The sequence below is a fragment of the Pseudomonas sp. S07E 245 genome (assembly GCF_019599025.1).
GTDB lineage: Bacteria > Pseudomonadota > Gammaproteobacteria > Pseudomonadales > Pseudomonadaceae > Aquipseudomonas > Aquipseudomonas shirazensis.
This window is the reverse complement of record NZ_CP080625.1, coordinates 3229364-3256204: the sequence shown is the minus strand read 5'-3', so window position 1 is coordinate 3256204 and position 26841 is coordinate 3229364. Positions and strand designations below refer to the sequence as shown.

The 26841-nt window shown below is 62.3% G+C and carries 22 protein-coding genes; 19 read left to right on the top strand and 3 right to left on the bottom strand.

Translation table 11 applies throughout. From position 1 onward, the window contains the following. Positions 1-290 precede the first annotated feature (290 nt). The 16 genes from mraZ to lpxC all read left to right on the top strand — a co-directional run bounded on the left by mraZ (position 291) and on the right by lpxC (position 18118). Positions 291-746: a division/cell wall cluster transcriptional repressor MraZ gene (gene mraZ, locus K3F44_RS14985; protein WP_101321998.1), complete on the top strand. Its 456-nt coding sequence runs from the start codon at positions 291-293 to the stop codon at positions 744-746. Continuing rightward, positions 743-1690: a 16S rRNA (cytosine(1402)-N(4))-methyltransferase RsmH gene (gene rsmH / locus K3F44_RS14980; RefSeq protein WP_409077648.1), complete on the top strand. Its 948-nt coding sequence runs from the start codon at positions 743-745 to the stop codon at positions 1688-1690. The genes mraZ and rsmH overlap by 4 nt, the downstream gene beginning before the upstream one ends. Beyond that, the gene (gene ftsL, locus K3F44_RS14975) at positions 1687-1980 is read left to right on the top strand and encodes a cell division protein FtsL (protein WP_101321996.1); all 294 of its coding nucleotides are present in this window, start codon (positions 1687-1689) and stop codon (positions 1978-1980) included. The genes rsmH and ftsL overlap by 4 nt, the downstream gene beginning before the upstream one ends. Beyond that, positions 1980-3728: a penicillin-binding protein 2 gene (locus K3F44_RS14970; RefSeq protein WP_181003854.1), complete on the top strand. Its 1749-nt coding sequence runs from the start codon at positions 1980-1982 to the stop codon at positions 3726-3728. Before ftsL ends, K3F44_RS14970 begins: the two co-directional genes overlap by 1 nt. Continuing rightward, a complete protein-coding gene (locus K3F44_RS14965; RefSeq protein WP_101321994.1) occupies positions 3728-5215 on the top strand; it encodes a UDP-N-acetylmuramoyl-L-alanyl-D-glutamate--2,6-diaminopimelate ligase in 1488 nt (495 codons plus the stop codon). The genes K3F44_RS14970 and K3F44_RS14965 overlap by 1 nt, the downstream gene beginning before the upstream one ends. Continuing rightward, complete coding sequence (gene murF, locus K3F44_RS14960; RefSeq protein ID WP_101321993.1) at positions 5208-6575, top strand: UDP-N-acetylmuramoyl-tripeptide--D-alanyl-D-alanine ligase; 1368 nt, start codon at positions 5208-5210, stop codon at positions 6573-6575. The genes K3F44_RS14965 and murF overlap by 8 nt, the downstream gene beginning before the upstream one ends. Continuing rightward, positions 6575-7657, top strand: coding sequence for a phospho-N-acetylmuramoyl-pentapeptide-transferase (gene mraY / locus K3F44_RS14955; protein WP_101321992.1), 1083 nt, complete (start codon positions 6575-6577; stop codon positions 7655-7657). Before murF ends, mraY begins: the two co-directional genes overlap by 1 nt. Positions 7658-7663: 6 nt before the next feature. Continuing rightward, entirely contained in the window at positions 7664-9010 is a 1347-nt protein-coding gene (murD, locus tag K3F44_RS14950; RefSeq protein ID WP_150570708.1) for a UDP-N-acetylmuramoyl-L-alanine--D-glutamate ligase, read from the top strand. Then, a complete protein-coding gene (gene ftsW / locus K3F44_RS14945; protein ID WP_101321991.1) occupies positions 9007-10224 on the top strand; it encodes a putative lipid II flippase FtsW in 1218 nt (405 codons plus the stop codon). Before murD ends, ftsW begins: the two co-directional genes overlap by 4 nt. After that, complete coding sequence (gene murG, locus K3F44_RS14940) at positions 10214-11293, top strand: undecaprenyldiphospho-muramoylpentapeptide beta-N-acetylglucosaminyltransferase (RefSeq protein ID WP_150572129.1); 1080 nt, start codon at positions 10214-10216, stop codon at positions 11291-11293. Before ftsW ends, murG begins: the two co-directional genes overlap by 11 nt. Then, entirely contained in the window at positions 11286-12740 is a 1455-nt protein-coding gene (gene murC, locus K3F44_RS14935) for a UDP-N-acetylmuramate--L-alanine ligase (protein ID WP_220632501.1), read from the top strand. Before murG ends, murC begins: the two co-directional genes overlap by 8 nt. Further along, positions 12737-13693, top strand: coding sequence for a D-alanine--D-alanine ligase (locus K3F44_RS14930; RefSeq protein ID WP_150570636.1), 957 nt, complete (start codon positions 12737-12739; stop codon positions 13691-13693). Before murC ends, K3F44_RS14930 begins: the two co-directional genes overlap by 4 nt. 5 nt (positions 13694-13698) lie before the next feature. Continuing rightward, positions 13699-14568 (top strand): cell division protein FtsQ/DivIB, encoded by an 870-nt coding sequence (locus K3F44_RS14925; RefSeq protein ID WP_101321987.1) that lies wholly within the window; start codon positions 13699-13701, stop codon positions 14566-14568. Positions 14569-14582: 14 nt separating this feature from the next. Next, positions 14583-15842: a cell division protein FtsA gene (gene ftsA, locus K3F44_RS14920; protein WP_101321986.1), complete on the top strand. Its 1260-nt coding sequence runs from the start codon at positions 14583-14585 to the stop codon at positions 15840-15842. A 55-nt stretch (positions 15843-15897) separates the two neighbouring features. Further along, positions 15898-17094, top strand: a complete 1197-nt coding sequence (gene ftsZ / locus K3F44_RS14915; RefSeq protein ID WP_101321985.1) for a cell division protein FtsZ — start codon at positions 15898-15900, stop codon at positions 17092-17094. A gap of 112 nt (positions 17095-17206) precedes the next feature. Continuing rightward, on the top strand, positions 17207-18118 hold the full coding sequence (lpxC, locus tag K3F44_RS14910; protein WP_101321984.1) for a UDP-3-O-acyl-N-acetylglucosamine deacetylase: 912 nt from the start codon (positions 17207-17209) through the stop codon (positions 18116-18118). A 60-nt stretch (positions 18119-18178) separates the two neighbouring features. Here lpxC and K3F44_RS14905 read toward each other — a convergent pair whose 3' ends face one another. After that, positions 18179-18640, bottom strand: coding sequence for a DUF721 domain-containing protein (locus tag K3F44_RS14905; RefSeq protein ID WP_101321983.1), 462 nt, complete (start codon positions 18638-18640; stop codon positions 18179-18181). A gap of 361 nt (positions 18641-19001) precedes the next feature. Between K3F44_RS14905 and secA the strand changes: the two genes are divergently transcribed. The 3 genes from secA (at position 19002) to K3F44_RS14890 (ending at position 24126) form a co-directional block, all read left to right on the top strand. Beyond that, the gene (gene secA, locus K3F44_RS14900; RefSeq protein ID WP_101321982.1) at positions 19002-21737 is read left to right on the top strand and encodes a preprotein translocase subunit SecA; all 2736 of its coding nucleotides are present in this window, start codon (positions 19002-19004) and stop codon (positions 21735-21737) included. 161 nt (positions 21738-21898) lie between these two features. Further along, positions 21899-23116, top strand: coding sequence for a bifunctional glutamate N-acetyltransferase/amino-acid acetyltransferase ArgJ (gene argJ, locus K3F44_RS14895; protein WP_101321981.1), 1218 nt, complete (start codon positions 21899-21901; stop codon positions 23114-23116). Between the two features lie 65 nt (positions 23117-23181). Beyond that, positions 23182-24126: a Nudix family hydrolase gene (locus tag K3F44_RS14890; protein ID WP_101321980.1), complete on the top strand. Its 945-nt coding sequence runs from the start codon at positions 23182-23184 to the stop codon at positions 24124-24126. A gap of 116 nt (positions 24127-24242) precedes the next feature. Here the strand turns inward: K3F44_RS14890 and K3F44_RS14885 are convergent, their stop codons facing one another. Then, positions 24243-24809, bottom strand: a complete 567-nt coding sequence (locus K3F44_RS14885; protein ID WP_150570629.1) for a cob(I)yrinic acid a,c-diamide adenosyltransferase — start codon at positions 24807-24809, stop codon at positions 24243-24245. 1 nt (position 24810) lies between these two features. Then, entirely contained in the window at positions 24811-26841 is a 2031-nt protein-coding gene (locus K3F44_RS14880; protein WP_101321978.1) for an ATP-binding protein, read from the bottom strand.

The following is a 26841-nucleotide window of genomic DNA, read 5'->3' as shown; positions in this document are numbered from 1 at the left end:
ATCGACGGCAGAAGCACCTTGGTAATACCGAAAAAATCTTACTCTTAATAAATCACTTTAACTTCGGTCGCTATCTGACTGAGTTCACACATTTTTTGCCCGCCATTTTTCCTTCTTTTTATCTTCCTTCATCTCTTTGTTGAGCTAAATCTCCGCCGTGTAAGGGATTTCCCTACGAGCGCGCCTTGACGGTGTACCGGGCGGATTCCTATAGTGTGCGCAAGTGGCAGAAAGTGGGTTGAAGTGGGTTTTCTGGCCTAAAAACGATAACATTGTGGGGAATCGCAGCCGTGTTCCGCGGAGCCAATGCCGTCAGCCTTGATGCAAAGGGCAGACTCGCCATGCCGAGTCGGTACCGTGACGAGTTGGATTCGCGTTGTCAGAGCCAGTTGATCGTGACCATCGATGCAGTCGATCGCTGCTTATGTGTATATCCCCTCGATGAGTGGGAACAGATAGAAGCCAAGTTGCGTGCCTTGCCGTCTTTGCGTGAGGAAAACCGCCGCCTGCAGCGCTTGCTGATCGGTAATGCGGTAGACCTGGAGCTCGATGGCAGTGGCCGTTTTCTGGTACCGCCGCGCCTGCGTGAGTACGCCAATCTGGACAAGAAGGCGATGTTGGTGGGGCAGCTGAACAAATTTCAGCTGTGGGATGAGGATGCCTGGAACGCGGTTTCGGCAGACGATCTTGCAGCTATTCAACAACCGGGCGCTTTGCCTGACGAATTGCGTGACCTGATCCTGTGACCATAGATAGCGGCTTCAACCACATCACCGTGCTGCTCGACGAAGCTGTCGAGGCACTGGCCCTGCGCGCCGATGGCTGCTACCTCGATGGTACCTTCGGCCGCGGTGGCCACAGCCGCCTGATCCTCAGCAAGCTGGGGCCGCAGGGGCGGCTACTCGGGTTCGACAAAGACCCACAAGCGATTGCCACGGGGCAAGCGCTGGCGGCCGAAGACGGCCGCTTCGTCATTGTGCAGCGCAGCTTTGCCGAGCTGGGCGAAGAGGTATCCGAGCGCGGCCTGGCCGGCAAGGTCAGCGGCGTGCTGCTGGACCTAGGTGTGTCTTCACCGCAGCTTGATGACCCCGAGCGCGGCTTCAGCTTCCTCAACGACGGCCCGCTGGACATGCGCATGAACCCTGCGCAAGGCATCAGCGCCGCCGAGTTCATCGCCACCGCCCCGGCTGAAGAGATCGCCCGCGTATTCAAGCAGTACGGTGAAGAGCGCTTCTCCGGGCGTATGGCCCGGGCCGTGGTCGAGCGCCGCGAAAAGCAGCCGTTCACCCGCACGGCCGACCTGGCTGAAGTGCTCAAGGTCGCCAACCCGGCCTGGGAAAAGGGCAAGAACCCCGCGACCCGCGCCTTCCAGGGCCTGCGCATCCACGTCAACAACGAGCTTGGTGACCTGGAGGCGGGCCTTGAGGCTGCGCTGGAGTCACTGGAGATCGGTGGCCGCCTGGTGGTGATCAGCTTCCACTCGCTGGAAGACCGCATCGTCAAACTGTTCATGCGCAAGCTGGTCAAGGGCGAGGCGGACAACCTGCCGCGCAACCTGCCCGTGCAGCACACCGTCTTCGAGCCAAAAGTGCGCTTGATCGGCAAGGCGCAGTTCGCCTCCGAGGCCGAGCTCAAGGCCAACCCCCGCTCACGCAGCGCAGTCATGCGCGTTGCGGAGAAGCTCCGTTGAGCAAGCTCTTCGCCAAGCCATTGCCCGGCGGCAGCTCGCTGATGCTGCTGCTGTTTATCGCTGTGCTGGTTTCAGCGGTGGCGGTGTCCTACAGCGCGCACTGGAACCGGCAATTGCTCAACACCTTGTTTGGCGAACTGAACGAGCGTGACAAGGCGCAGGCAGAATGGGGCCGGCTGATCCTTGAGCAGAGCACCTGGACTGCCCACAGCCGCATCGAAAGCCTGGCCAGCGAACAGCTGAAAATGCGTGTTCCGGCCGCCGACGAAGTGCGGATGGTGGCGCCATGATGAAACTCGAAGGCGCACTCTACCCTTGGCGCTTCCGCGTCGTGATCGGCCTGCTGGCGCTGATGGTCGGTGCCATCTGCTGGCGCATCATCGACCTGCAGGTCGTCGACCGTGCCTTCCTCAAGGGCCAGGGCGACGCGCGCAGCCTGCGCCACATTCAAATTCCGGCACACCGCGGGCTGATCACTGACCGTAACGGCGAGCCATTGGCGGTCAGTACGCCAGTCACCACGCTGTGGGCCAACCCAAAGGAAATGCAGCCGTACAAGGAGCGCTGGGCGCAACTGGCGGCTGTGCTTGGGCAAAATCCGCAACAACTGACCGAGCGCCTCACCCAGCAGGCCAACAAAGAATTCATCTATCTGGTGCGCGGGCTTACCCCTGAGCAAGGCCAGCAGGTGCTCGACCTGAAAGTGCCGGGTGTGTACGGCCTCGAAGAGTTCCGCCGCTTCTACCCGGCCGGTGATGTTACCGCGCACATGGTTGGCTTTACCGACCTTGACGACCACGGTCGCGAAGGGGTCGAGCTGGCCTATGACGAATGGCTCGCCGGCGTGCCTGGCAAGCGCCAGGTGATCAAGGACCGGCGTGGCCGCTTGATCAAAGACATTCAGGTCACCAAAAACGCCAAGGCCGGTTCGACCTTGGCGTTGTCGATCGACCTGCGCTTGCAGTATCTGGCTACGCGCGAACTGCGCAACGCCATTGCCGAGCAGGAAGCCAAGGCCGGCAGCCTGGTGATCATGGACGTCAAGACCGGCGAAGTGCTGGCCATGGTCAACCAGCCTACCTACAACCCGAACAACCGCCGCAGCATGGTCCCGGCCGCGATGCGCAACCGGGCCATCATCGATGTGTTCGAGCCGGGCTCGACGGTCAAGCCGCTGTCGATGAGCGCTGCATTGCAGAGCGGCCGCTGGAAACCGACCGACAAAGTCGAAGTGTATCCGGGCAGCCTGCAGATCGGTCGCTACACGATCAAGGACGTTTCGCGCAGCGAGGGCCCGGTGCTCGACCTGACCGGGATCCTGATCAACTCCAGTAACGTCGGCATGAGCAAGATCGCCTTCGACATCGGCGGCGAAGCCATCTACCGGGTGATGTCGCAGCTGGGTCTGGGTCAGTACACCGGCCTGGGCTTCCCTGGCGAGCGCGTCGGCAACCTGCCTAACCACCGCGAATGGCGCAAGGCCGAGACGGCGACCCTGTCCTATGGCTACGGCCTGTCCGTGACCGCATTGCAGCTGGTACACGCCTACGCCGCACTGGCCAACGACGGCAAGATGGTGCCGTTGAGCATCGTCAAGGTCGACAAGACCCCTGACTTCACCCAAGTGGTGCCCAAGGAAACCGCCGAGACCATCCAGGGCATGCTCCAGCAGGTGATCGAAGCCCCGCGCGGTGTCTACCGCGCGCAGGTGCCGTTCTATCACGTTGGTGGCAAGTCCGGTACGGCGCGTAAGGCCACCGTCGGCTCCAAGGGCTACACCGAAAACGCCTACCGCTCGCTGTTCGCAGGCTTCGGCCCGATGAGCGATCCGCGTTACGCCATCGTCGTGGTCATCGATGAGCCGAGCAAAGGCGGCTACTTCGGTGGCCTGGTCTCGGCACCGGTATTCAGCAAAGTCATGTCCGGGACCCTGCGGTTGATGAACGTACCACCAGATAACCTGCCACCGCCTGCACCCGTTGCGCCTGCCGTACCGGCGCAAGTGAATGCCGCCGTAGCCAAAGGAGGGCGTGGTTGATGACGATGCCATTGAGCAAGCTGTTTGCCCATGCCAGCCGCGATCCGATGATCCGCGAGTTGACCCTGGACAGCCGGGCCGTGCGCCCGGGCGATCTGTTCCTTGCCGTGCCAGGTGCGCTGGTCGATGGTCGTGACCATATCGCCGACGCCTTGCAGCGCGGCGCGGCTGCCGTCGCTTATGAAGAGCAGGGCGCCACCGTGCTGCCGCTGACCGACGTTGCGCTGATTCCGGTCAAGGGCCTGATCGCGCAGCTGTCGGAGATTGCAGGGCGTTTCTACGGTGAACCGAGCCGTCAGCTCAACCTGATCGGCGTCACCGGCACCAATGGCAAGACCAGCGTGACCCAGTTGCTGGCGCAGGCGCTGGACGCCCTCGGCCAACGCTGCGGCCTGATCGGCACGCTGGGCACCGGTTTCTCCGGCGCGCTGCAGAGCGGCCGCTTGACCACGCCTGACCCGATTGCAGTACAGGCAACCCTGTACGACCTGAAAAAAGCCGGCGCCAAAGCCGTGGCCATGGAAGTGTCGTCGCATGCCCTGGAACAGGGCCGCGTTGCCGCCCTGGCCTTCGACATCGCCGTGATGACCAACCTGTCACGTGATCACCTCGATTACCACGGCAGCATGCAGGCGTATGAAGCGGCCAAGGCCAAGCTGTTTGCCTGGCCGAACCTGCGTAGCCAGGTGGTCAATCTGGATGATGAGTTCGGTCGGCGGCTGGCCGAGGACTTTGCTCGCAAGCCAATCGCCGATCACGTCGAGACTCGCTTGCTCAGCTACAGCCTGGAAAATCCAGAAGCTTCGCTGTACTGCCGCGAAGCCAAATTCGACGACGACGGCGTGCGTGCGGTGCTGGTTACGGCACAGGGTGAAAGCATACTGCGCAGCCAGCTGCTCGGTCGCTTCAACCTGAGCAACGTGCTCGCCGCAATTGCCGCGCTGATGTCGCTGGATTATTCGCTGGACGAAATTCTCAAGGTCGTGCCAACCCTGCAAGGGCCGGTCGGCCGTATGCAGCGCTTGGGCGGCGGTAACAAACCGCTGGTGGTGGTCGACTACGCGCACACCCCGGATGCCCTTGAAAAAGTACTCGAAGCCCTGCGTCCACACGCCCACGGCAAACTGCTGTGCCTGTTTGGTTGCGGCGGTGACCGTGACCGCGGCAAGCGCCCGTTGATGGCTGAAGTCGCCGAGCGGCTGGCTGACCGCGTGTTGGTCACTGACGACAATCCACGCACTGAAGAGCCTGCGGCCATCTTCGACGATATTCGCCCGGGCTTTGCCAAACCGGCAGAAGTCAGCTTCGTCGCTGGCCGCGGCGCCGCGATCGCGCAGTTGATCGCCTCTGCTGCGGCCGACGACGTGATCGTGCTGGCCGGCAAAGGCCACGAGGACTATCAGGAAATTCACGGTGAGCGCCATGCGTTCTCCGATCTGGTTGAAGCCGAGAAAGCCCTGGCAACCTGGGGGAGCCCACATGCTTAAGCCCTTGAGCCTGAGCCAACTGACCGCAGCGCTGCAGGCGCGCCTGGTTGGCAGCGATGTCAGCTTCGATGGCGTCAGCATCGACAGCCGCAGCGTCGGCGCCGGCCAACTGTTCGTTGCCCTTACCGGCCCGCGCTTCGATGGCCATGATTACCTGGCTGATGTACAGGCCAAGGGCGCCGTCGCGGCGCTGGTCGAACGTGAGGTCGAAGGCGTCGATCTACCGCAGCTGGTTGTCGCTGATTGCCGTGTGGCGCTGGGTCAACTGGGCGCGCTCAACCGTGCCGGGTTCGACAAGCCAGTAGCAGCCATCACCGGCTCCAGCGGCAAGACCACTGTGAAAGAGATGCTTGCCTGCATCCTGCGCACCCGTGGCCCGGTGCTGGCGACCCGCGGCAATCTCAACAATGATCTGGGTGCACCGCTGACCCTGCTGGAAATCGCCAGTGAGCACAGCGCGGCAGTCATCGAACTGGGTGCGTCGCGCCTTGGCGAGATTCGTTACACCGTTGGCCTGACCCAGCCTCAGGTGGTCATCCTCAACAACGCCGGCACCGCCCACGTTGGCGAGTTTGGCGGCCCGGAAAAAATCGTCGAGGCCAAGGGCGAGATCCTTGAAGGCCTGGGCGAGGGCGGCACTGCGGTGCTCAACCTGGACGACAAGGCGTTTGCCATCTGGCACAAACGTGCTGGCGACAAACGCGTGCTGAGCTTCGCCCTGAACAACCCGCAGGCGGATTTTTACGCCAGCGATATCGGTCGCGATGCCCGTGGCTGCCCGGCGTTCACCTTGCATAGTGCCGCCGGTTCGGTGGCGGTGCAGTTGAATCTGCTCGGCACCCACAACGTCAGCAACGCCCTGGCTGCAGCGGCTGCTGCCCATGCTTTGGGCGTGAGCTTGCCCGGTATTGCCGCTGGCCTGAACGCGGTGCAGCCGGTCAAGGGCCGTACGGTCGCGCAGATCACTGCCAACGGCGTGCGCGTGATCGACGACAGTTACAACGCAAATCCCACCTCGATGTGTGCGGCCATTGATATACTCGCCGGCTTTTCCGGGCGCACCGTTCTGGTGCTCGGGGATATCGGCGAACTGGGTCAATGGGCGCAGGAAGGCCACCAGCTGGTGGGCGACTACGCACGCGGCAAGGTCGATGCCTTGTACGCGGTAGGTAGCAACATGACTCATGCGGTCCGGGCGTTTGGCGCCGAAGGCCGACATTTCGCAACTCAGGCTGAGCTGATCGACGCTGTTAGCAGCGAAACCGCCAGCGACACCACAATCTTGATCAAGGGCTCGCGCAGCGCTGCGATGGAAAACGTCGTGGCTGCACTGTGCGGTGTCAGCGGGGAGAAACATTAATGCTTTTGCTGTTGGCTGAGTATCTACAGCAGTTCCATAAAGGCTTTGCGGTCTTCCAGTACCTGTCCCTGCGCGGGATTCTGGGTGTTCTGACTGCTTTGTCGCTGTCGCTGTGGCTGGGCCCCTGGATGATTCGCACCCTGCAGATCCGTCAGATCGGCCAGGCAGTGCGCAACGATGGTCCGCAATCGCACCTGTCCAAGTCGGGTACACCGACCATGGGCGGCGCGTTGATCCTGTCTGCAATCACCATCAGTACCTTGCTTTGGGCTGACCTGAGCAACCGCTACGTGTGGGTCGTGATGATCGTCACCCTGTTGTTCGGCGCGATTGGCTGGGTCGACGACTACCGCAAGGTCATCGAGAAAAATTCGCGTGGCCTGCCAAGCCGCTGGAAGTACTTCTGGCAATCGGTGTTCGGCCTGGGCGCGGCGGTGTTCCTCTTCATGACCGCGCCGACCAGCGTCGAAACCACCTTGATCGTACCGTTTGCCAAGGACGTCACCATCGCCCTGGGCATCGGTTTCGTGGTGCTGACCTATTTCGTCATCGTCGGCTCGAGCAACGCGGTCAACCTGACTGACGGCCTCGACGGCCTGGCGATCATGCCAACGGTCATGGTCGGCGGCGCGCTGGGGATCTTCTGCTACCTGTCGGGTAACGTGAAGTTCGCCGAGTACCTGTTGATCCCTTATGTGCCAGGCGCTGGCGAGCTGATCGTGTTCTGCGGCGCGTTGATCGGTGCCGGCCTGGGCTTTCTCTGGTTCAACACCTATCCGGCTCAGGTGTTCATGGGCGACGTCGGCGCACTGGCGCTGGGCGCTGCCCTGGGCACCATCGCCGTCATCGTTCGGCAGGAAATCGTCCTGTTCATCATGGGCGGTGTGTTTGTCATGGAAACCCTGTCGGTGGTGATCCAGGTCGCCTCCTTCAAGCTGACCGGCAAGCGGGTGTTTCGTATGGCGCCGATTCACCACCACTTTGAACTCAAGGGTTGGCCCGAGCCACGGGTGATTGTCCGTTTCTGGATCATCACCGTGATTCTCGTGCTGGTCGGCCTTGCCACCCTGAAGCTGAGGTAGATGAGCGTGTCATTGATCGCTTCCGACCAATTCCGCATCGTTGTCGGCCTCGGCAAGAGCGGCATGTCCCTGGTTCGCTTCCTGGCGAGCCGGGGCATTGCCTTTGCGGTCGCCGACACGCGCGAGCAACCGCCGGAACTGGACACCTTGCGTCGGGACTACCCGCAGGTGGAAGTACGCTGTGGTGAACTGGATGTCGACTTCCTCTGCCGCGCCAACGAGCTGTACGTCAGCCCGGGCCTGGCACTGGCGACGCCTGCGTTGCAGGCTGCTGCCGCGCGCGGAGTAAAGTTGTCTGGTGATATCGAGCTGTTTGCCCGTAACGCCAAGGCGCCGATCATCGCGATCAGCGGCTCCAATGCGAAAAGCACGGTGACAACGCTGGTGGGCGAGATGGCGGCCAAGGCCGGCAAGCGTGTGGCGGTTGGCGGCAATCTCGGTACGCCGGCGCTGGACCTGCTCGACGACAGCATCGAGCTGTACGTGATGGAGCTGTCCAGCTTCCAGCTGGAAACCACTGACCAGCTCAACGCCGAAGTGGCCACCGTGCTCAATATCAGCGAAGACCACATGGACCGCTACAGCGGCCTGCCGGCCTATCACCTGGCCAAGCACCGGATCTTCCGCGGTGCCCACCAGGTTGTGGTCAACCGTCAGGACGCGCTGAGCCGGCCACTGCCGGTTGAAGGCCGGCCATGCTTCAGCTTTGGTTTGAATACGCCGGACTTCAAGGCTTTTGGCCTGCGCGAAGTCGATGGCGAAAAATACCTGGCCTTCGAATTCCAGAACCTGCTGCCGGTGCGCGAGCTGAAGATCCGTGGCGCGCATAACCAGAGCAATGCGCTGGCCGCATTGGCCCTGGGGCATGCCGCGGGCCTGCCGTTCGAGCCGATGCTTGCAGCGCTGCGCGAATTCGCCGGCCTGGCGCACCGCTGCCAGTGGGTGCGCGAGCACAACGCTGTCAGCTGGTACGACGACTCCAAGGCGACCAACGTCGGTGCGGCCCTTGCCGCCATCGAAGGGCTGGGCGCCGACATCGACGGCAAGCTGGTGCTGATCGCCGGCGGCGACGGCAAAGGCGCTGACTTTGCCGCCTTGCGCGAACCCGTCGCACGCTACTGCCGCGCAGTAGTGTTGCTGGGCCGTGACGCTCAGCGTCTGGGTCAGGCCTTGGCCGAGCAAGTACCGCAGATTTACGTCAACACCCTTGATGAAGCTGTGCTGCAGTGCGCTGCGCTGGCGCAGCCCGGCGATGCCGTGCTGCTCTCGCCAGCCTGTGCCAGCCTCGACATGTTCAAGAACTTCGAGCAGCGCGGGCAACTGTTCGCGCAAGCGGTGGAGGGCCTGGCATGATCTTCGGCATCCTCAAACCGTATCCGTCGCCACTGATCAGTGGCCGTGGCATCGACCTCGATTTCGCTTTCCTTGCCGGCTGCCTGGCATTGCTCGGCCTGGGCCTGGTGATGATCACCTCGGCCTCGTCGGAAGTGGCTGCGGCCCAGTCGGGCAACCCGCTCTATCACATGTACCGCCACCTGGTGTACGTGGCCATCGGCCTGGCCGCCGGCGGCGTGACCATGCTGGTGCCGATCGCCACCTGGCAGCGCATGGGTTTCATGATGCTGATCGGCGCCTTTGGCTTGCTGGTGTTGGTACTGGTACCCGGTATTGGCCGTGAGGTGAACGGTTCGATGCGCTGGATTGGTTTCAGCTTCTTCAACGTGCAGCCGTCGGAGATCGCCAAGGTCTTCGTGGTGATCTATCTGGCTGGCTACCTGGTACGCCGTCAGCAGGAAGTGCGTGAAAGCTGGATGGGCTTCTTCAAGCCGTTCATCGTGCTGTTGCCGATGGCCGGGCTGCTGCTGATGGAGCCGGACTTCGGCGCCACTGTAGTGATGATGGGCGCGGCTGCCGCGATGCTGTTCCTAGGCGGGGTAGGGTTGTTCCGCTTCTCGCTGATGGTGGTGCTGGCGGTGGTGGCCGTGTTCGTCCTGGTGCAGGCCCAGCCATATCGGATGGCGCGGCTCATCACCTTTACCGACCCGTGGTCCGATCAGTTCGGTTCCGGCTACCAGTTGACCCAGGCGCTGATCGCCTTTGGTCGCGGTGAGTGGTTGGGGGTCGGCCTGGGCAACAGCGTACAGAAGCAGTTCTACCTGCCCGAAGCGCATACCGACTTTGTGTTCTCGGTACTGGCCGAAGAGCTCGGCGTGGTCGGCACCCTGTGCACCGTGGCGCTGTTCGTGTTCGTAACCGTACGTGCCTTGTACATCGGCCTGTGGGCCGAAAAGGCCAAGCAGTACTTCGCTGCTTATATGGCGTTCGGCCTGGCATTCTTGTGGATTGGTCAGTTCCTGATCAACATCGGCGTGAACGTCGGCCTGCTGCCGACCAAGGGCCTGACCCTGCCGTTTCTCAGTTACGGCGGCAGCTCGCTGGTGATTTGTTGCGCCTGCGTCGGCTTGTTACTGCGCATCGAGTGGGAGAGTCGCACCCACCTGGGCAGCGAAGAGCATGAATTCAACGAAAGCGATTTTGCCGAGGAGACCAGCAATCATGGCCGCTGACGGTAAAAACGTACTGATCATGGCCGGCGGCACCGGTGGCCACGTGTTCCCGGCGCTGGCCTGCGCCCGCGAATTCCAGGCGCGCGGCTATAGCGTGCACTGGCTGGGTACCCCGCGCGGCATCGAAAACGAGCTGGTGCCACAAGCGGGTCTGCCGCTGCACCAGATTCAGGTCAGCGGCCTGCGTGGCAAGAGCAAGCTGTCGCTGCTCAAGGCGCCGTTCACCCTGATCAAGGCCGTACTGCAGGCGCGCAAGATCATCGCCCAGCTCAAGCCAGTGTGCGTGATCGGCTTTGGTGGCTATGTCACCGGCCCCGGCGGCGTCGCTGCCAAGCTGTGCGGCGTGCCACTGGTGATTCACGAGCAGAACGCCCGCGCCGGCACTGCCAACCGTCTGTTGGTACCACTGGCTGCGCGGGTCTGCGAAGCCTTCCCGGACACCTTCGCCGCCAGCGACAAGCGCCGTACCACGGGTAACCCGGTACGTCCGGAGCTGTTCCTCGAGGCCCAGCGCGCCCCACTCGGCGAGCGCCGGGCACGGCTGTTGGTGCTGGGCGGCAGCCTGGGTGCGGAACCATTGAACAAATTGCTGCCTAAGGCCCTGTCGGAAGTAGCCCCTGAGCTGCGTCCGGAAGTGTTCCACCAGGCTGGCAAACAACATGCGCCGATCACCGCCGAGCGTTATCGCGAGGCTGGCGTCGAGGCGCAGGTCGAGCCGTTCATCAAGGACATGGCCCATGTCTACGGCTGGGCCGATCTGGTCGTGTGCCGGGCCGGTGCCCTGACCGTCAGCGAACTCGCGGCGGCAGGCCTGCCCTCGATGCTGGTGCCATTGCCGCACGCCATCGACGACCACCAGACCCACAATGCCCATTATCTGGCCCGGGAAGGCGCTGCCTTCCTGCTGCCACAAGCGACAACTGGCGCAGCGCAACTCGCTGACCGCCTGAACGAGGTGCTGATGCAACCCGAGAAACTCAACACCATGGCCGGCACCGCACGGCGCCTGGCCAAGCCTGCTGCAACCAGCACCGTAGTCGATATCTGCCTGGAGGTGGCCCATGGTTGAAGCGCAGAAAGCCATGCCGCAACCAAAGATGGGCCGTATTCGCCGTATCCACTTCGTCGGTATCGGCGGTGTGGGCATGTGCGGCATTGCCGAAGTCCTGCTCAACCTGGGCTATGAAGTGTCTGGCTCCGACCTCAAAGAGTCGCCGGTCACCCAACGCCTGCAGTCGTTCGGCGCACAGATCTTTGTCGGCCACCGTGCCGAGAACGCCGCCAATGCCGATGTGCTGGTGGTGTCCAGTGCGATCAACCCGGCCAACCCGGAAGTCGCCACTGCGCTGGAGCGTCGCATCCCGGTAGTACCGCGTGCGGAGATGCTCTCCGAGCTGATGCGCTATCGCCATGGCATTGCCGTGGCCGGCACCCATGGCAAGACCACCACCACCAGCTTGCTGGCCTCGGTGTTCGCCGCCGGTGGGCTGGATCCGACCTTCGTCATCGGTGGTCGTCTGACCGCAGCGGGCACCAATGCCCAGCTCGGCGCCAGCCGTTACCTGATTGCCGAAGCAGATGAAAGCGATGCCAGCTTCCTGCACCTGCAACCGATGGTTGCCGTGGTCACCAATATCGATGCCGACCACATGGCCACCTACGAAGGCGACTTCAACAAACTGAAGAAGACCTTTGTCGAGTTTCTGCACAACCTGCCGTTCTACGGGCTGGCAGTGATGTGCCTGGATGACCCGGTGGTGCGCGAGATCCTGCCGCTGGTGAAGCGTCCGACCGTGACCTACGGCTTCAGCGATGAGGCGGACATCCGCGCCATCAATGTGCGCCAGCAGGGCATGCAGACCCATTTCACCGTGCTGCGTCGCGACTGCGAGCCGCTCGATGTGTCGGTCAACATGCCTGGCAACCACAACGTCCTCAACGCGCTGGCGACCATTGCCATCGCCACTGACGAAGGCATCAGCGATGCCGCCATCGTTCAGGGACTGTCGGGCTTCCAGGGGGTCGGTCGACGCTTCCAGGTGTATGGCGAACTGCCGGTCGACGGCGGCGACGTGATGCTGGTCGACGACTACGGTCACCACCCAACCGAAGTGGCTGCCGTGATCAAGGCCGTGCGCGGCGGCTGGCCGAGCCGGCGCCTGGTGATGGTCTATCAGCCGCACCGCTATAGCCGCACCCGTGACCTGTATGACGACTTCGTTCAGGTCCTGGCCGACGCCAACGTGCTGCTGTTGATGGAAGTCTACCCAGCCGGTGAGGAGCCGATCCCGGGCGCCGACAGCCGTCAGCTGTGCCACAGCATCCGCCAGCGTGGTCAGCTCGACCCGATCTACATCGAGCGCGGCGTCGAGCTGGCGCCGTTGGTAAAGCCCCTGCTGCGTGCCGGCGACATCCTGCTGTGCCAGGGCGCCGGTGACATTGGTGGCCTCGCCCCACAACTGATGAAGAGCCCGCTGTTTGCCGGTGCCGTCGCCAAACAGGAGAAGCCACAATGACCGCCACTTACGCCCAACTGCACTCGACGCTCGACGTCACCGCCTTTGGCCGCGTAGCGGTGCTGTACGGTGGCAAGAGCGCCGAGCGCGAAGTGTCGCTCAAATCCGGTGAGGCGGTAATCGGCGCGCTGCAAAGCGCCGGTGTCGACGTCGTGGCCATCGATGTTGGTGATGATCTGCTTGAGCGTCTGCAGCGCGAGAAGATCGATCGCGCCTTCATCATTCTGCACGGCCGTGGCGGTGAAGACGGCAGCATGCAGGGCCTGCTCGAGTGCCTGGGCATTCCCTACACCGGCAGCGGCATCCTTGCCTCGGCGCTGGCCATGGACAAGTTGCGCACCAAGCAGGTGTGGCAGAGCCTGGGTATTCCAACCCCGCGTCATGCGGTATTGGCGACTGAACAGGACTGTATTGCAGCCGGTACGGAACTGGGCTTCCCATTGATCGTCAAACCGGCCCATGAAGGCTCAAGTATCGGCATGGCCAAGGTGAACAGCACGCAAGAGCTGGTCGCCGCCTGGCAAGACGCCGCCAAGTACGACTCGCAAGTCCTGGTCGAGCAATGGATCCACGGCCCGGAGTTCACCATCGCCGTATTGCGTGGCCAGGTGCTGCCGCCGATCGCCCTCGGTACGCCGCATGTGTTCTACGACTACGACGCCAAATACATCGCCAATGACACCCAGTACCGCATTCCGTGCGGGCTGGACAGTGTCAAGGAACAAGAACTGATCGATCTGACCGCGCGCGCCTGTGATGCCATCGGCATCGAAGGCTGGGGCCGGCTGGATGTAATGCAGGACGAGCAGGGCCGCTTCTGGCTGCTCGAAGTAAACACCGCGCCAGGCATGACTGATCATAGCCTGGTGCCCATGGCGGCCCGCGCGGCCGGCCTGGACTTCCAGCAGTTGGTGCTGGCGATCCTGGCTGCCAGCGTCGAGACGCGAGGTTAATCAGCATGCAAGGCGCGATGCTTCGTCAGCAGCCTCCTGCACCCGGCCGTAACAAGCCGGTGCCGCGCGGTGCCAGCCGAATGGTGGCCCAGGAGCCGATGTCTGCGCGCCTGCCCAAGGCCAACTTCAGCGTGCTCAAGCGCTTGCTGTGGCCGGTGCTGCTGGTGGCTGCGGGCTTTGCTGCCTACGAAGGCGCTGTGCGATTGATGCCTTACGCTGACCGGCCGATCACCAAGATCGCTGTGCAGGGTGACCTCAGCTACATCAGCCAGCAGGCGGTGCAGCAACGTATCGCACCGTTTGTAGCGGCCAGCTTCTTCAGTGTCGACCTGGGCGCGATGCGTGCCGAGCTTGAACAGATGCCGTGGATAGCCCACGCCGAAGTGCGCCGGGTCTGGCCGGACGAAGTGGTCATTCGCCTGGAAGAACAACTGCCCGTGGCGCGCTGGGGAGATCAGGCGTTGCTCAACAACCAGGGCGAAGCGTTCACCCCGCGCGAGCTGGCCAACTACGAGCACCTGCCGCAGCTGTTCGGCCCGCAGCGCGCTCAGCAACAAGTCATGCAGCAGTATCAGGTGTTGAGCCAGATGCTGCGCCCGATGGGCTTCTCGATTGCGCGGCTGGAGCTGCGTGAACGTGGCAGCTGGTTCCTGACCACCGGTGCCGGCAGTGCCGGCCCAGGTATCGAACTGCTGCTCGGGCGCGACCATCTGGTCGAAAAGATGCGCCGTTTCATTGCCATATACGACAAGACACTCAAAGAGCAGATCACCAATATCGCCCGCATTGATCTGCGCTACGCCAACGGCCTGGCTGTTGGCTGGCGGGAACCGATTGCACCGACGACGGCCCAACCCGCCGTTGCGAAGAATTAGAGAGAGGCAGGACCATGGCAAACGCGCATAGCGGCAAAATGATCGTCGGGCTGGACATTGGCACTTCCAAGGTGGTGGCGCTGGTCGGTGAAGTCGGCGAAGACGGCACCCTGGAGATTGTCGGGATCGGCACTCATCCCTCCCGCGGCCTGAAGAAGGGCGTGGTGGTGAACATCGAGTCGACCGTGCAGTCGATCCAGCGTGCCGTCGAAGAAGCCCAGTTGATGGCGGGCTGCCGCATTCACTCGGCCTTTGTCGGTGTGGCCGGCAATCACATCCGCAGCCTCAACTCGCACGGCATCGTCGCGATTCGCGACCGCGAAGTCAGCACGGCCGACCTCGAGCGCGTGCTCGACGCTGCCCAGGCGGTGGCGATTCCGGCTGACCAGCGCGTGCTGCACACCCTGCCGCAGGACTACGTGATCGACAACCAGGAAGGCGTTCGCGAGCCGCTGGGTATGTCGGGCGTGCGTCTGGAAGCCAAGGTGCACGTGGTGACCTGCGCGGTCAACGCGGCGCAGAACATCGAGAAGTGCGTGCGCCGCTGCGGCCTGGAAATCGACGACATCATCCTCGAGCAACTGGCCTCGGCCTACTCGGTGCTGACCGATGACGAGAAAGAACTCGGCGTGTGCCTGGTCGACATCGGCGGTGGCACCACCGATATCGCCATCTTCACCGAAGGCGCGATCCGCCACACCGCAGTGATCCCGATTGCCGGCGACCAGGTCACCAACGACATCGCCATGGCCCTGCGTACACCGACTCAGTACGCCGAAGAAATCAAGATTCGCTACGCCTGCGCCCTGGCCAAGCTGGCCGGTGCCGGCGAAACCATCAAGGTGCCAAGCGTTGGCGACCGGCCGCCGCGCGAACTGTCGCGTCAGGCCCTGGCCGAGGTGGTCGAGCCGCGCTACGACGAGCTGTTCACCCTGATTCAGGCTGAGCTGCGTCGCAGCGGCTACGAAGACCTGGTCCCAGCCGGCATCGTCCTCACCGGCGGCACGGCGAAGATGGAAGGCGCGGTGGAACTGGCCGAAGAGATTTTCCACATGCCCGTACGCCTCGGCGTCCCGCACAGCGTGCGTGGCCTCAGCGACGTGGTACGCAACCCGATTTACTCCACCGGTGTGGGCCTGCTCACCTACGGTCTGCTCAAGCAGTCCGAGGACCTGACCCTGACCGGCAATAGCAACAGCAGCAACAGCTATGGCGAGGAACCGAAGGCTCCAGTGCTTGAGCGTCTCAAGCGTTGGGTCCAGGGCAACTTCTAAGTTTCAAAGCAGTAGTGGTAGGCGAAACAACTAGAGAACTGTAAGGAGAGGGAAAATGTTCGAGCTCGTAGACAACGTCCCGCAAAGCCCGGTCATCAAGGTGATCGGCGTCGGTGGTGGTGGTGGCAACGCCGTCAATCACATGGTCAAAAGCAGCATTGAAGGCGTCGAGTTCATCTGCGCCAACACTGATGCCCAGGCGCTGAAAAGCATTGGCGCACGGACCATTCTGCAACTGGGTACTGGTGTTACCAAGGGCCTTGGTGCCGGTGCCAATCCGGAAGTCGGTCGTCAGGCCGCGCTGGAAGACCGTGAGCGCATTGCCGAGGTGCTGCAGGGCACCAACATGGTCTTCATCACCACTGGCATGGGTGGCGGTACCGGTACCGGTGCAGCGCCGATCATCGCCGAAGTGGCCAAGGAAATGGGCATCCTCACCGTTGCGGTGGTGACCCGTCCATTCCCGTTCGAAGGCCGCAAGCGTATGCAGATCGCCGATGAAGGCATCCGCATGCTGGCTGAAAGCGTCGACTCGCTGATCACCATCCCCAACGAGAAGCTGCTGACCATTCTCGGCAAGGACGCCAGCCTGCTGTCGGCCTTTGCCAAGGCTGACGATGTGCTGGCAGGTGCCGTGCGCGGTATCTCCGACATCATCAAGCGTCCCGGCATGATCAACGTCGACTTTGCCGACGTGCGCACCGTGATGGGCGAGATGGGCATGGCTATGATGGGCACTGGCTGCGCCAGCGGTCCGAACCGTGCGCGCGAGGCCACCGAAGCGGCCATTCGCAACCCGCTGCTCGAAGACGTCAACCTGCAGGGTGCCCGCGGTATCCTGGTGAATATCACCGCAGGTCCTGACCTGTCGCTGGGCGAGTACTCCGACGTCGGTAGCATCATCGAAGCCTTCGCCTCCGACCACGCGATGGTCAAGGTCGGTACCGTGATCGACCCGGACATGCGCGACGAGCTGCACGTAACCGTCGTGGCCACTGGCCTGGGTGCGCGCATCGAGAAGCCGGTCAAGGTTGTCGACAATACTTTGCAGACCGCTCAAGCGGCCTACGAGGCGTCGAACCCGGCTCCAGCTCGCCAGGAGCAGCCAGCGGTCAACTACCGTGACCTGGAGCGTCCAACCGTGATGCGTAACCAGGCCCATGCAGGTGCCGCCGCAGCCGCTAAACTCAACCCGCAAGATGACTTGGATTACCTGGACATCCCAGCCTTCCTCCGTCGTCAGGCTGATTGATGGAATTTATCAGGGCTATAAAGGTGATTGGTATTCAGCAAAGGACGGGTCTGTTATCATCCTCAGCCTTTGTTGATACCAATTCGCAATTTGCGCTGAAGCGGCCAATGCCATGATTAAACAACGCACCCTGAAGAACATTATCCGTGCCACAGGTGTCGGTCTGCACTCCGGTGAGAAGGTCTACCTGACCCTCAAGCCTGCGCCTGTGGATACCGGCATCGTCTTCCGCCGCGCCGACCTCGATCCTGTGGTCGAGATTCCGGCTCGTGCGGCCAACGTTGGCGAGACAACCATGTCGACGACGTTGGTCAACGGTGACGTCAAGGTCGATACGGTCGAGCACTTGCTCTCCGCCATGGCGGGTCTGGGCATCGATAACGCCTACGTCGAGCTCTCCGCCTCGGAAGTGCCGATCATGGATGGCAGCGCCGGTCCCTTTGTATTCCTGATTCAGTCTGCCGGCCTGGAAGAGCAGGACGCAGCCAAGAAGTTCATCCGCATCCTGCGGGAAGTGTCAGTGGAGGATGGCGACAAGCGCGCAACCTTCCTGCCTTTCGAAGGGTTCAAGGTGAGCTTCGAGATCGACTTCGATCACCCGGTCCTCAAGGACCAGACCCAAAGTGCCAGCGTCGACTTCTCCAGCACCTCGTTCGTGAAAGAAGTCAGCCGTGCACGGACCTTCGGGTTCATGCGCGACATCGAGTATCTGCGCGAGCAGAATCTGGCACTGGGTGGCAGCGTCGATAACGCCATCGTTGTCGATGAGACTGGCGTGCTCAACGAAGACGGCCTTCGCTCCGAAGACGAGTTCGTCAAGCACAAGATTCTCGATGCCATCGGCGATCTGTATCTGCTCGGCAACAGCTTGATCGGCGAGTTCAAGGGCTACAAGTCCGGACACGCGCTGAACAACCAGCTGCTGCGCAAGCTGATTGCAGAAAAAGATGCCTGGGAAGTGGTCACCTTCGAAGATGCCAGTACGGCACCGATCTCCTACATGCGCCCTGTTGCGGCTGTGTAAGTTCGAACACTCTCTAGTTCATTGAGGCCACCTTCGGGTGGCCTTTTTATTGCGCCAGATTCAACGCTGATCCTTGTGCTGGGCATGGCTGGCCAGACGTTCCAGAGCTGCCTTGAGCTTGGGGTCGTCAATGCCTGCGGCCGTTTCGCGCAGGCTCTGCGCGGCATCGCCGGAGAGCTGGGTCGGATGCCCGCCGCGTTTGGCCGGGATCACTGGTGGCTGCACCTTGAACAGGATCCGCCGCAGGTTGGCGAACACTTCAAGTTCGATCAGTTGCCGTTGCAGGCGTTTTTGCTGATAGCGCAGGCGCGTGGCCCAGTGGCCATCGGTGACCACCAGCAGCAACACACCGTCGCGCCAGGAGGCCACGTGGCAGTGCTCACGGGCCGCCGGTTGCAGCTGACTTTCGAGCAAACGCTGCAGATGCACCAGGCGTTCAGCCTGATTGAGCAGCAGCCGTAGCGGTCGGACTTCACGCAGGAGCGCGGCCGGCAGCCGGGCGGGCGAGGGTTTGTAAGCCATGACGGTACGCAGGAAGTTACAGAATGGCCATCTTAGCATCTGCGTGCCCAGCGCTGATTGATTGCCGGTGGCGACAGATGATGCAGTTGCCCTGGATCAGCACGCAATGGCCGGGGGCAAGGCATGTTGTGCAGGATAATAGCGATTCTCGGCAGCTTTCATCTTCAGCAAACCTTGAACTTGTAATAATCACCCTCATCTAAGAACCGTCCCCACCCTAGCGCTGTGCCAGCATCGTGGCAATCGACCACTTTCCTCACCATCGTTTCCGGGTAGAATGCTCGTTCGCATGCGGCCCAAGGGCTGCTCGGGCGACTCATGGGGCCGCCCTCCATCCCTAAGTGTGGAAGATCCTGCCGATATGTTTGCGCCTTTGTTAAAGAAACTTTTTGGAAGCAAGAACGAGCGCGAGATCAAACGCCTGCTCAAGACGGTGACCACCGTCAATGCCTTCGAAGAGAAAATGTTGGCCCTCTCCGATGAGCAACTGCGCGGCAAGACCGCCGAGTTCAAAGAGCGTCTGGCCAAAGGCGAAACCCTCGACCAACTGCTGCCGGAAGCCTTTGCTGTAGCCCGCGAGGCCGGCAAGCGTGTGATGGGTATGCGCCACTTCGACGTCCAGCTGATCGGCGGCATGACCTTGCATGAAGGCATGATCGCAGAGATGCGTACCGGTGAAGGCAAGACCTTGGTCGGTACCTTGGCGGTGTACCTCAACGCTTTGTCCGGCAAGGGCGTGCACGTGGTCACGGTCAACGACTATCTGGCCCGCCGCGACGCCAACTGGATGCGCCCGCTGTACGAATTCCTCGGCCTCTCGGTTGGCATCGTCTCGGCCTTTCAGCCGCCGGAAGACAAGCGCGCCGCCTATGCTGCCGACATCACCTACGGCACCAACAACGAATTCGGTTTCGATTACCTGCGCGACAACATGGCCTTCAGCGTCGACGAGAAGTTCCAGCGTGAGCTGAACTTCGCCGTGATCGACGAAGTCGACTCGATCCTGATCGACGAAGCGCGGACCCCGCTGATCATCTCCGGCCAGGCTGAAGACAGCTCCAAGCTGTATATCGAAATCAACCGCCTGATCCCGCAGCTGACCCAGCACATCGAAGAAGTCGAAGGCCAGGTCACCCAGGAAGGCCACTTCTCGATCGATGAGAAGAGCCGTCAGGTCGAGCTCAACGAAGCCGGCCACCAGTACATCGAAGAGATGCTCACCCAGGCCGGCTTGCTGGCTGAAGGCGAGAGCCTCTATTCGGCGCACAACCTGGGCCTGCTGACCCACGTCTATGCCGGCCTGCGCGCGCACAAGCTGTTCCACCGCAACGTCGAGTACATCGTCCAGGACGGTCAGGTGCTGCTGATCGACGAGCACACCGGTCGGACCATGCCGGGTCGTCGTCTCTCCGAGGGCCTGCACCAGGCCATCGAAGCGAAGGAAAACCTGAACATCCAGGCCGAAAGCCAGACCCTGGCTTCGACCACCTTCCAGAACTACTTCCGTCTGTACAACAAGCTGTCCGGCATGACCGGTACTGCAGATACCGAAGCGTTCGAATTCGCTCAGATCTACAACCTCAACGTGATGGTCATTCCGCCGAACAAGCCGTTGGCGCGTAAAGACTTCAACGACCTGGTGTACCTGACCGCCGAAGAGAAGTACCTGGCGATCATTGCCGACATCAAGGAAAGCATGTCCAGCGGGCGTCCAGTATTGGTCGGTACGGCGACCATCGAGACCTCCGAGCATATGTCGGCCTTGCTCAACAAGGAAGGCATCGAGCACAAGGTGCTCAACGCCAAGTACCACGAAAAAGAAGCCGAGATCATTGCCCAGGCCGGTGCGCCAGGCGCTTTGACCATCGCCACCAACATGGCCGGCCGTGGTACCGACATCCTTCTGGGCGGCAACTGGGAGTCGGAAGTCGCGGCACTCGAAAACCCGACCGCCGAGCAGATTGCGCACATCAAGGCCGACTGGCAGAAGCGTCATCAGCAAGTGATCGAGGCCGGCGGCCTGCACGTGATCGCCTCCGAGCGCCACGAGTCGCGCCGCATCGACAACCAGCTGCGCGGCCGTTCCGGTCGTCAGGGTGACCCGGGTTCGAGCCGCTTCTACCTGTCGCTGGAAGACAGCCTGATGCGCATCTTTGCCTCTGACCGGGTGAAGAACTTCATGAAGGCCCTGGGCATGCAGTCCGGTGAAGCCATCGAGCACCGCATGGTGACCAACGCCATCGAAAAAGCTCAGCGCAAGGTCGAAGGGCGCAACTTCGATATTCGTAAGCAACTGCTCGAATACGATGACGTGGCCAACGAACAGCGCAAAGTGATCTACCACATGCGCAACAGCCTGCTGGCTGCGCAGGACTTGGGCGGCACCATCGAAGAGTTCCGTAAGGAAGTCCTCGATACCACCATCAGCCAGCATATTCCGCCGCAATCGCTGCCTGAGCAGTGGGATGTGGCCGGTCTCGAAGCGGCGCTGGCCAGCGATTTCGCGATCAAGCTGCCGATCCAGCAATGGTTGGATGAAGACGACCACCTGTACGAAGAAACCCTGCGTGAGAAGCTCCTGAGCGAGATCACCAGCGCATACACCGAGAAAGAAGATCAGGCCGGCGAAGAGGCTCTGCGCACCTTCGAGAAGCAGATCCTGCTGCGCGTGCTGGACGACCTGTGGAAAGACCACCTGTCGACCATGGACCACCTGCGTCACGGTATTCACCTGCGTGGTTATGCGCAGAAGAACCCGAAGCAGGAGTACAAGCGCGAGTCGTTCACGCTGTTCCAGGAACTGCTCGATTCGATCAAACGCGATGCCATCCGTGTGCTGTCGCACGTACAGGTTCGCCGCGAAGACCCGATCGAAGAAGAAGCCCGTCTGCGTCGCGACGCCGAAGAGCTGGCCCAGCGTATGCAGTTTGAACATGCGCCGGCACCAGGCCTGGAAAGCGAGCAGCTGAGCGAAGAGGGCGTTGAAGTCGCCGTTGCCGCCGCGCCGGTTCGCAACGACCAGAAGCTTGGTCGCAACGAGCCATGCTGGTGTGGTTCGGGCAAGAAGTTCAAGCATTGCCACGGCACCATTGAGTGATGCGAGTGATGCAAGTGATCTAAGGCCGCTGCTGGCTTGAGATTTTTGGGCTGCTTTGCAGCTCATCGCGACACAAGGCCGCTCCTACAGCCACCGTAAAGGTGTCAGTTGGGGCGGCTTTGTTTCATGGAACCTATCTGTTTTTATCTAGGAGCGCTCTAATGGCTGTTGGTCTTGGTCCTTTGCCCACCCTGCACCCGGTTCCCGGTTTTGAACTTGGCATCGCTTCGGCGGGCATCAAGCGCCCTGGGCGCAAGGACGTCGTGGTAATGCGCTGCGCCGAAGGCTCCAGCGTGGCTGGCGTGTTCACCCTCAACGCGTTCTGCGCGGCGCCGGTGATCCTCGCCAAGCAACGCGTGCAGGGCACCGTGCGTTACCTGCTGACCAATACCGGCAATGCCAACGCCGGTACCGGCGCACCAGGCCTGGCCGCCGCTGAGCGCACCTGTGCCAAGCTGGCCGAGCTGACCGGCGTTGACGCCCAGGCAGTGCTGCCGTTCTCCACCGGTGTGATCGGTGAGCCGCTGCCGGTCGAGAAGATCGAGGCCGCGCTGCAGGCTGCACTGGACAACCTTTCGGAAAATCACTGGGCTGAAGCCGCTACCGGCATCATGACCACCGACACCCTGCCCAAGGGTGCCAGCCGTCAGTTCCAGTTCGATGGCCAGACCATCACCGTCACCGGCATCAGCAAAGGCGCCGGCATGATTCGCCCGAACATGGCGACCATGCTTGGCTATATCGCTACCGACGCCAAGGTCGCTCCGGCGGTGCTCAAGGACCTGATCCTTGACGGCGCCAACAAGTCGTTCAACCGCATCACCATCGATGGCGACACCTCGACCAACGACTGCTGCATGCTGATTGCTACCGGCCAGGCCAAAGTCGCTGAAGTGACCGAAGCCAAGGGCGAGCTGTTCGACGCCTTGAAGCAGGCAGTGTTCGAAGTGTGCATGGAAGTCGCCCAGGCGATCGTGCGTGACGGCGAAGGCGCGACCAAGTTTGTTACCGTGCAGGTCAACGGTGGTGGCAATCATCAGGAATGCCTCGACGTTGGTTATGCCGTGGCGCATTCGCCGCTGATCAAGACTGCGCTGTTCGCCTCCGATCCCAACTGGGGCCGTATCCTCGCTGCCGTCGGCCGCGCTGGCGTGCCTGAGCTGGACGTCAGCCTGATCGACGTTTTCCTCGGTGACGTGTGCATCGCCAGCAAAGGCGGGCGCAGCCCAAGCTACACCGAAGAGCAAGGCTCCAAGGTGATGGCTGAAGAAGAGATCACCATCCGCATCGAACTGGGTCGCGGCCAGTGCAGCGAGACCATCTGGACCACCGACCTGTCCCACGAGTACGTCAAGATCAACGCCGAATACCGGACCTGATCATTGGCCTGCGCCCTGGTCTGGCCACTGGCCGGGGCGCCTGACGCAGCAACGGAGGGTACAAGGTGCAGCGGATTCATGTAGTAGCGGCGGTTATCCGCGGTGGCGACGGGCGGATCCTCATCGCCCGTCGCGCCGATAGCCAGCATCAGGGCGGCCTGTGGGAGTTTCCCGGGGGCAAGGTGGAGGCCGGCGAAAGCGTCGAAGCAGCGCTGGCCCGTGAACTGCGCGAGGAGCTCGGTATCGAGGTCAGCGGATCACGGCCGCTGATCAAGATCAGCCATGACTACCCGGACAAGCAAATCCTGCTCGACGTGCGTGAGGTTGACGCATTCAGCGGCGAGCCACATGGCGCCGAAGGTCAGCCGCTGGAATGGGTCGCGCCGCGTGACCTGCACCAGTACCAGTTCCCTGCGGCAAACAAGCCCATCGTCGCCGCTGCACGCTTGCCGGATCAGTACCTGATCACCCCTGATGGCCTCGAAGTGCCGCCGATGTTGCGCGGTATCCAGAAGGCTGTGGCCAACGGCATCAAGCTGGTTCAGCTGCGCGCGCCGGACATGTACGACCCCAAGTACCGTGATGTCGCGGTAGATGCGGCTGGACTGTGTGCGGGCAAAGCTCAATTGATGCTCAAAGGTCCTTTGGAATGGTTGGGCGACTTCCCCTCGGCCGGCTGGCACCTGACTGCCGCGCAATTGCGCAAGTATGCCGCCAAGGGCCGGCCGTTCCCGGAGCACCGTTGGTTGGCAGCGTCTTGCCACAATGCCGAAGAGTTGGCCCTGGCGGCGCAGATGGGGGTCGACTTCGTCACTCTGTCGCCAGTCCAGGCGACTCAGACCCACCCCGATGCACTGCCATTGGGTTGGGAGCAGGCCGCGGCGTTGATTGACAGCGTCAGCTTCCCGGTGTTCTTGCTGGGCGGCGTCAGCGCGGCAGACCGTGAGCTTGCCTGGCAGGCAGGCGCCCAAGGTGTGGCGGGTATCCGCGCGTTCTGGCCTGAGCTTTAAACAGGGGCTGCTTTGCGGCCCTTCGCGGGCAAGCCCGCTCCCACAAGGTCCTGTGGGAGCGGGCTTGCCCGCGAAGGGCTGCGAAGCAGCCCCAAATCAGCAACTGGATTGCAGGATCAAGCCTCAGGCTTTTTCGCCGCCTGCCACAGCACTTCTGCAACGCCCTGACGGCGGCCAATGATACGCGCTGCAACAAACAGCAAATCCGACACCCGATTGATATACGCCAAGCCAACCCCTTCCAGCGGCTCCAGCGCATTCAGCGCCTGGCAGCGGCGCTCGGCGGTGCGCGCCTGGCTGCGGCACACGTGGGCTTGCGCGATCAAGGCCGAGCCGCTGGGCAGGATGAAGTTTTCCAGCGGCCCAAGTTCGTCGTTCCAGAGGTCGATGGCTGCTTCAAGGCGCTCGACTTCAGCCTGGTTCAGCGCCTGATAACTAGGCATCGCCAGCTCGCCACCAAGGTCGAACAAGCGGTGCTGGCAAGGCGCGAGCACCTCGCTCAACTCGCTCAGCCCGGCCTCACTCAGCCCTGCCAAGAGCACGCCTAGCTGGCTGTTGAGGGTGTCGACCTCGCCAAGCGCCTCGATCCGAGGGTGGTCCTTGGGCACACGGCGGCCGTCGCCGAGGCCGGTTTCGCCTTTGTCGCCGGTGCGGGTGTAGATTTTCGACAGGCGAAAGCCCATGTCATGTCTCCGTTGGGGCCGGTGCCGCAGGCACGGGCGAGCCGAGGGGCAGGCGCAGGGTGAAGCAGGTGCCCTGGCCGGGCGAGGACTGCACCTCCATCTGCCCCTTGTGGTTGTTGGTGATGATGAAATACGAAACCGATAGGCCCAGGCCTGTGCCCTGGCCGATCTCCTTGGTGGTGAAGAACGGCTCGAAGGTACGCTTGCGCACCGCTTCGGGCATGCCGATGCCGTTGTCCTCTACCTGAATTTCCGCCCACGGCGGATTGAGCCGGGTGCGCAGGATGATACGGCCTGGCTCGCTCGGTTGCGGGCGCAGGTGGATCGCCTGGGCGGCGTTCTTCAACAGGTTGAGCAGTACTTGTTCAAGCTCGTTGGCGGTGCATGGCACCGGCCCCAGTTGCGGGTCGAACTGGCGGACGATGGCCTGGCCCTTGAAGTCGAAACCAATTGCCAGATCGAAGTCGTTGCCGGCAATTTCCACCGCCTGGTCGATCAGCGCGGGCAGGCTGCAGGGGGCCAGCTGGCGATTGCTGAGACGGCTGAAACTGAGCATGTGGGTGACGATCTTGGCCGCACGGGCTCCCGCCTGCTGGATGCCGTCGAGCAACTGCGGCACTTCGCGGCTGTGCAGGTAGCGGTTGATCTCGGCCAGGTCCAGGCCAAGCTCGGCGGCCTGTTCCTGGTTGCGCGGCAGGTCGGGCGACAAGCGCCGGCGGATGTTCTGCACGTTGTGCAGGATCGCCCCGAGTGGGTTGTTGATCTCGTGGGCCATGCCTGCGGCGAGGCCGCCCACCGAGAGCATCTTCTCTGACTGCACCATCATCTCTTCCAGCGACAGGCGCTGGGTGATGTCATCGATACGGATCACCACGCCGCGGCCGCCACCGCCGGTCAGTGGGTAGAAGGTCAGCGCGTAATGGCGGGCGTCGTCACCTTTGGGCCAGGTGACCCGCTCGATCTTGGTCACCCGGTGCTTTTCGACGGTGTCTTTAAGTTGCGGCAAGAACGGCTTGAGCGGCTCGAAGGCGATAAAGATCGGCTGGTTCAGCGCCTCGTCCAGGCGCGTGCCGGAGAGGGCGCTGGCTTCCTGGTTCCACTGAGTCACGTACAACTGCTCATCGAGTGCTATCAGCGCCGATGGCATCGAATCGATGATGCTGTTGAGGTAGTTCTGGAAACCCGTGAGCTTCTTCTCGATCTTGCTGCGAACCTGAACCTCCAGCTCCAGCTTGCGGTTGGTATTGCGGGTTTCTTCGGCCAGGCCCTGGGCCTGGTCGTAGGCGGTCTGGAATTCGTCGCGGGTGCGCTTGAGCTGCTGCTCGCGGGCCTCGATGCGCGACAGCATGGTATTGAAGGCGTTGGCCAGGCTGCCGATCTCATCGTCGTTGCCGCGCTGCGCGCGCATGGCATAGCTCTCTTCGCGGGTGACCTGGCGGCTGAGTTCTTCCAGCTGATTGATCGGCTGGGTGATCAGCCGCTTGATCTGCCGGGCGATCACCAGCCAGAGCAGGATGCTGAACACCAGAATCGCCAGGCTGGCGGTCAGCGTGCCGGTGTAGAACGCGGTGGGCAGCTCGCTGCTGGCTACCAGAAGGAGAAACGCCGGCGGGTTGCCCGGACGCGGCAGGCGAATCAGTTGAGTGCTGCGAAACTCCATCAGGCGCCAACCGTCGATGTTGCGATAGCGCTTGGGCAGGGCCAGCGGTTCGCCGTGCTGCAGTTGCGCGAGCATGCGCCCGTCGCTGCCGTAGACCGCTGCGGCGCGCAGTGGGGTGTAGCTGTCGAGTTCCTTGAGCAGGGCGTTGGCGTTATCGCTGGAATCACCGGCGCGGGCCGACAGCTGCGGGTTGGCGACCAGCCTGCCGATGGTTTGCAGCGCCTGTGGCGCCATGCTTTCCTGGGTGATCCAGTAGGCCGCGCTGATAAAGGCCAGGTTGGCCACCAGCAGGATGGTGATCAGCAGTACCAGCAGGGCCGCAAGCAGTTTCTGCCCGACCGGGAGGTTATCCAGGCGTTGGCGCAGTTTCAT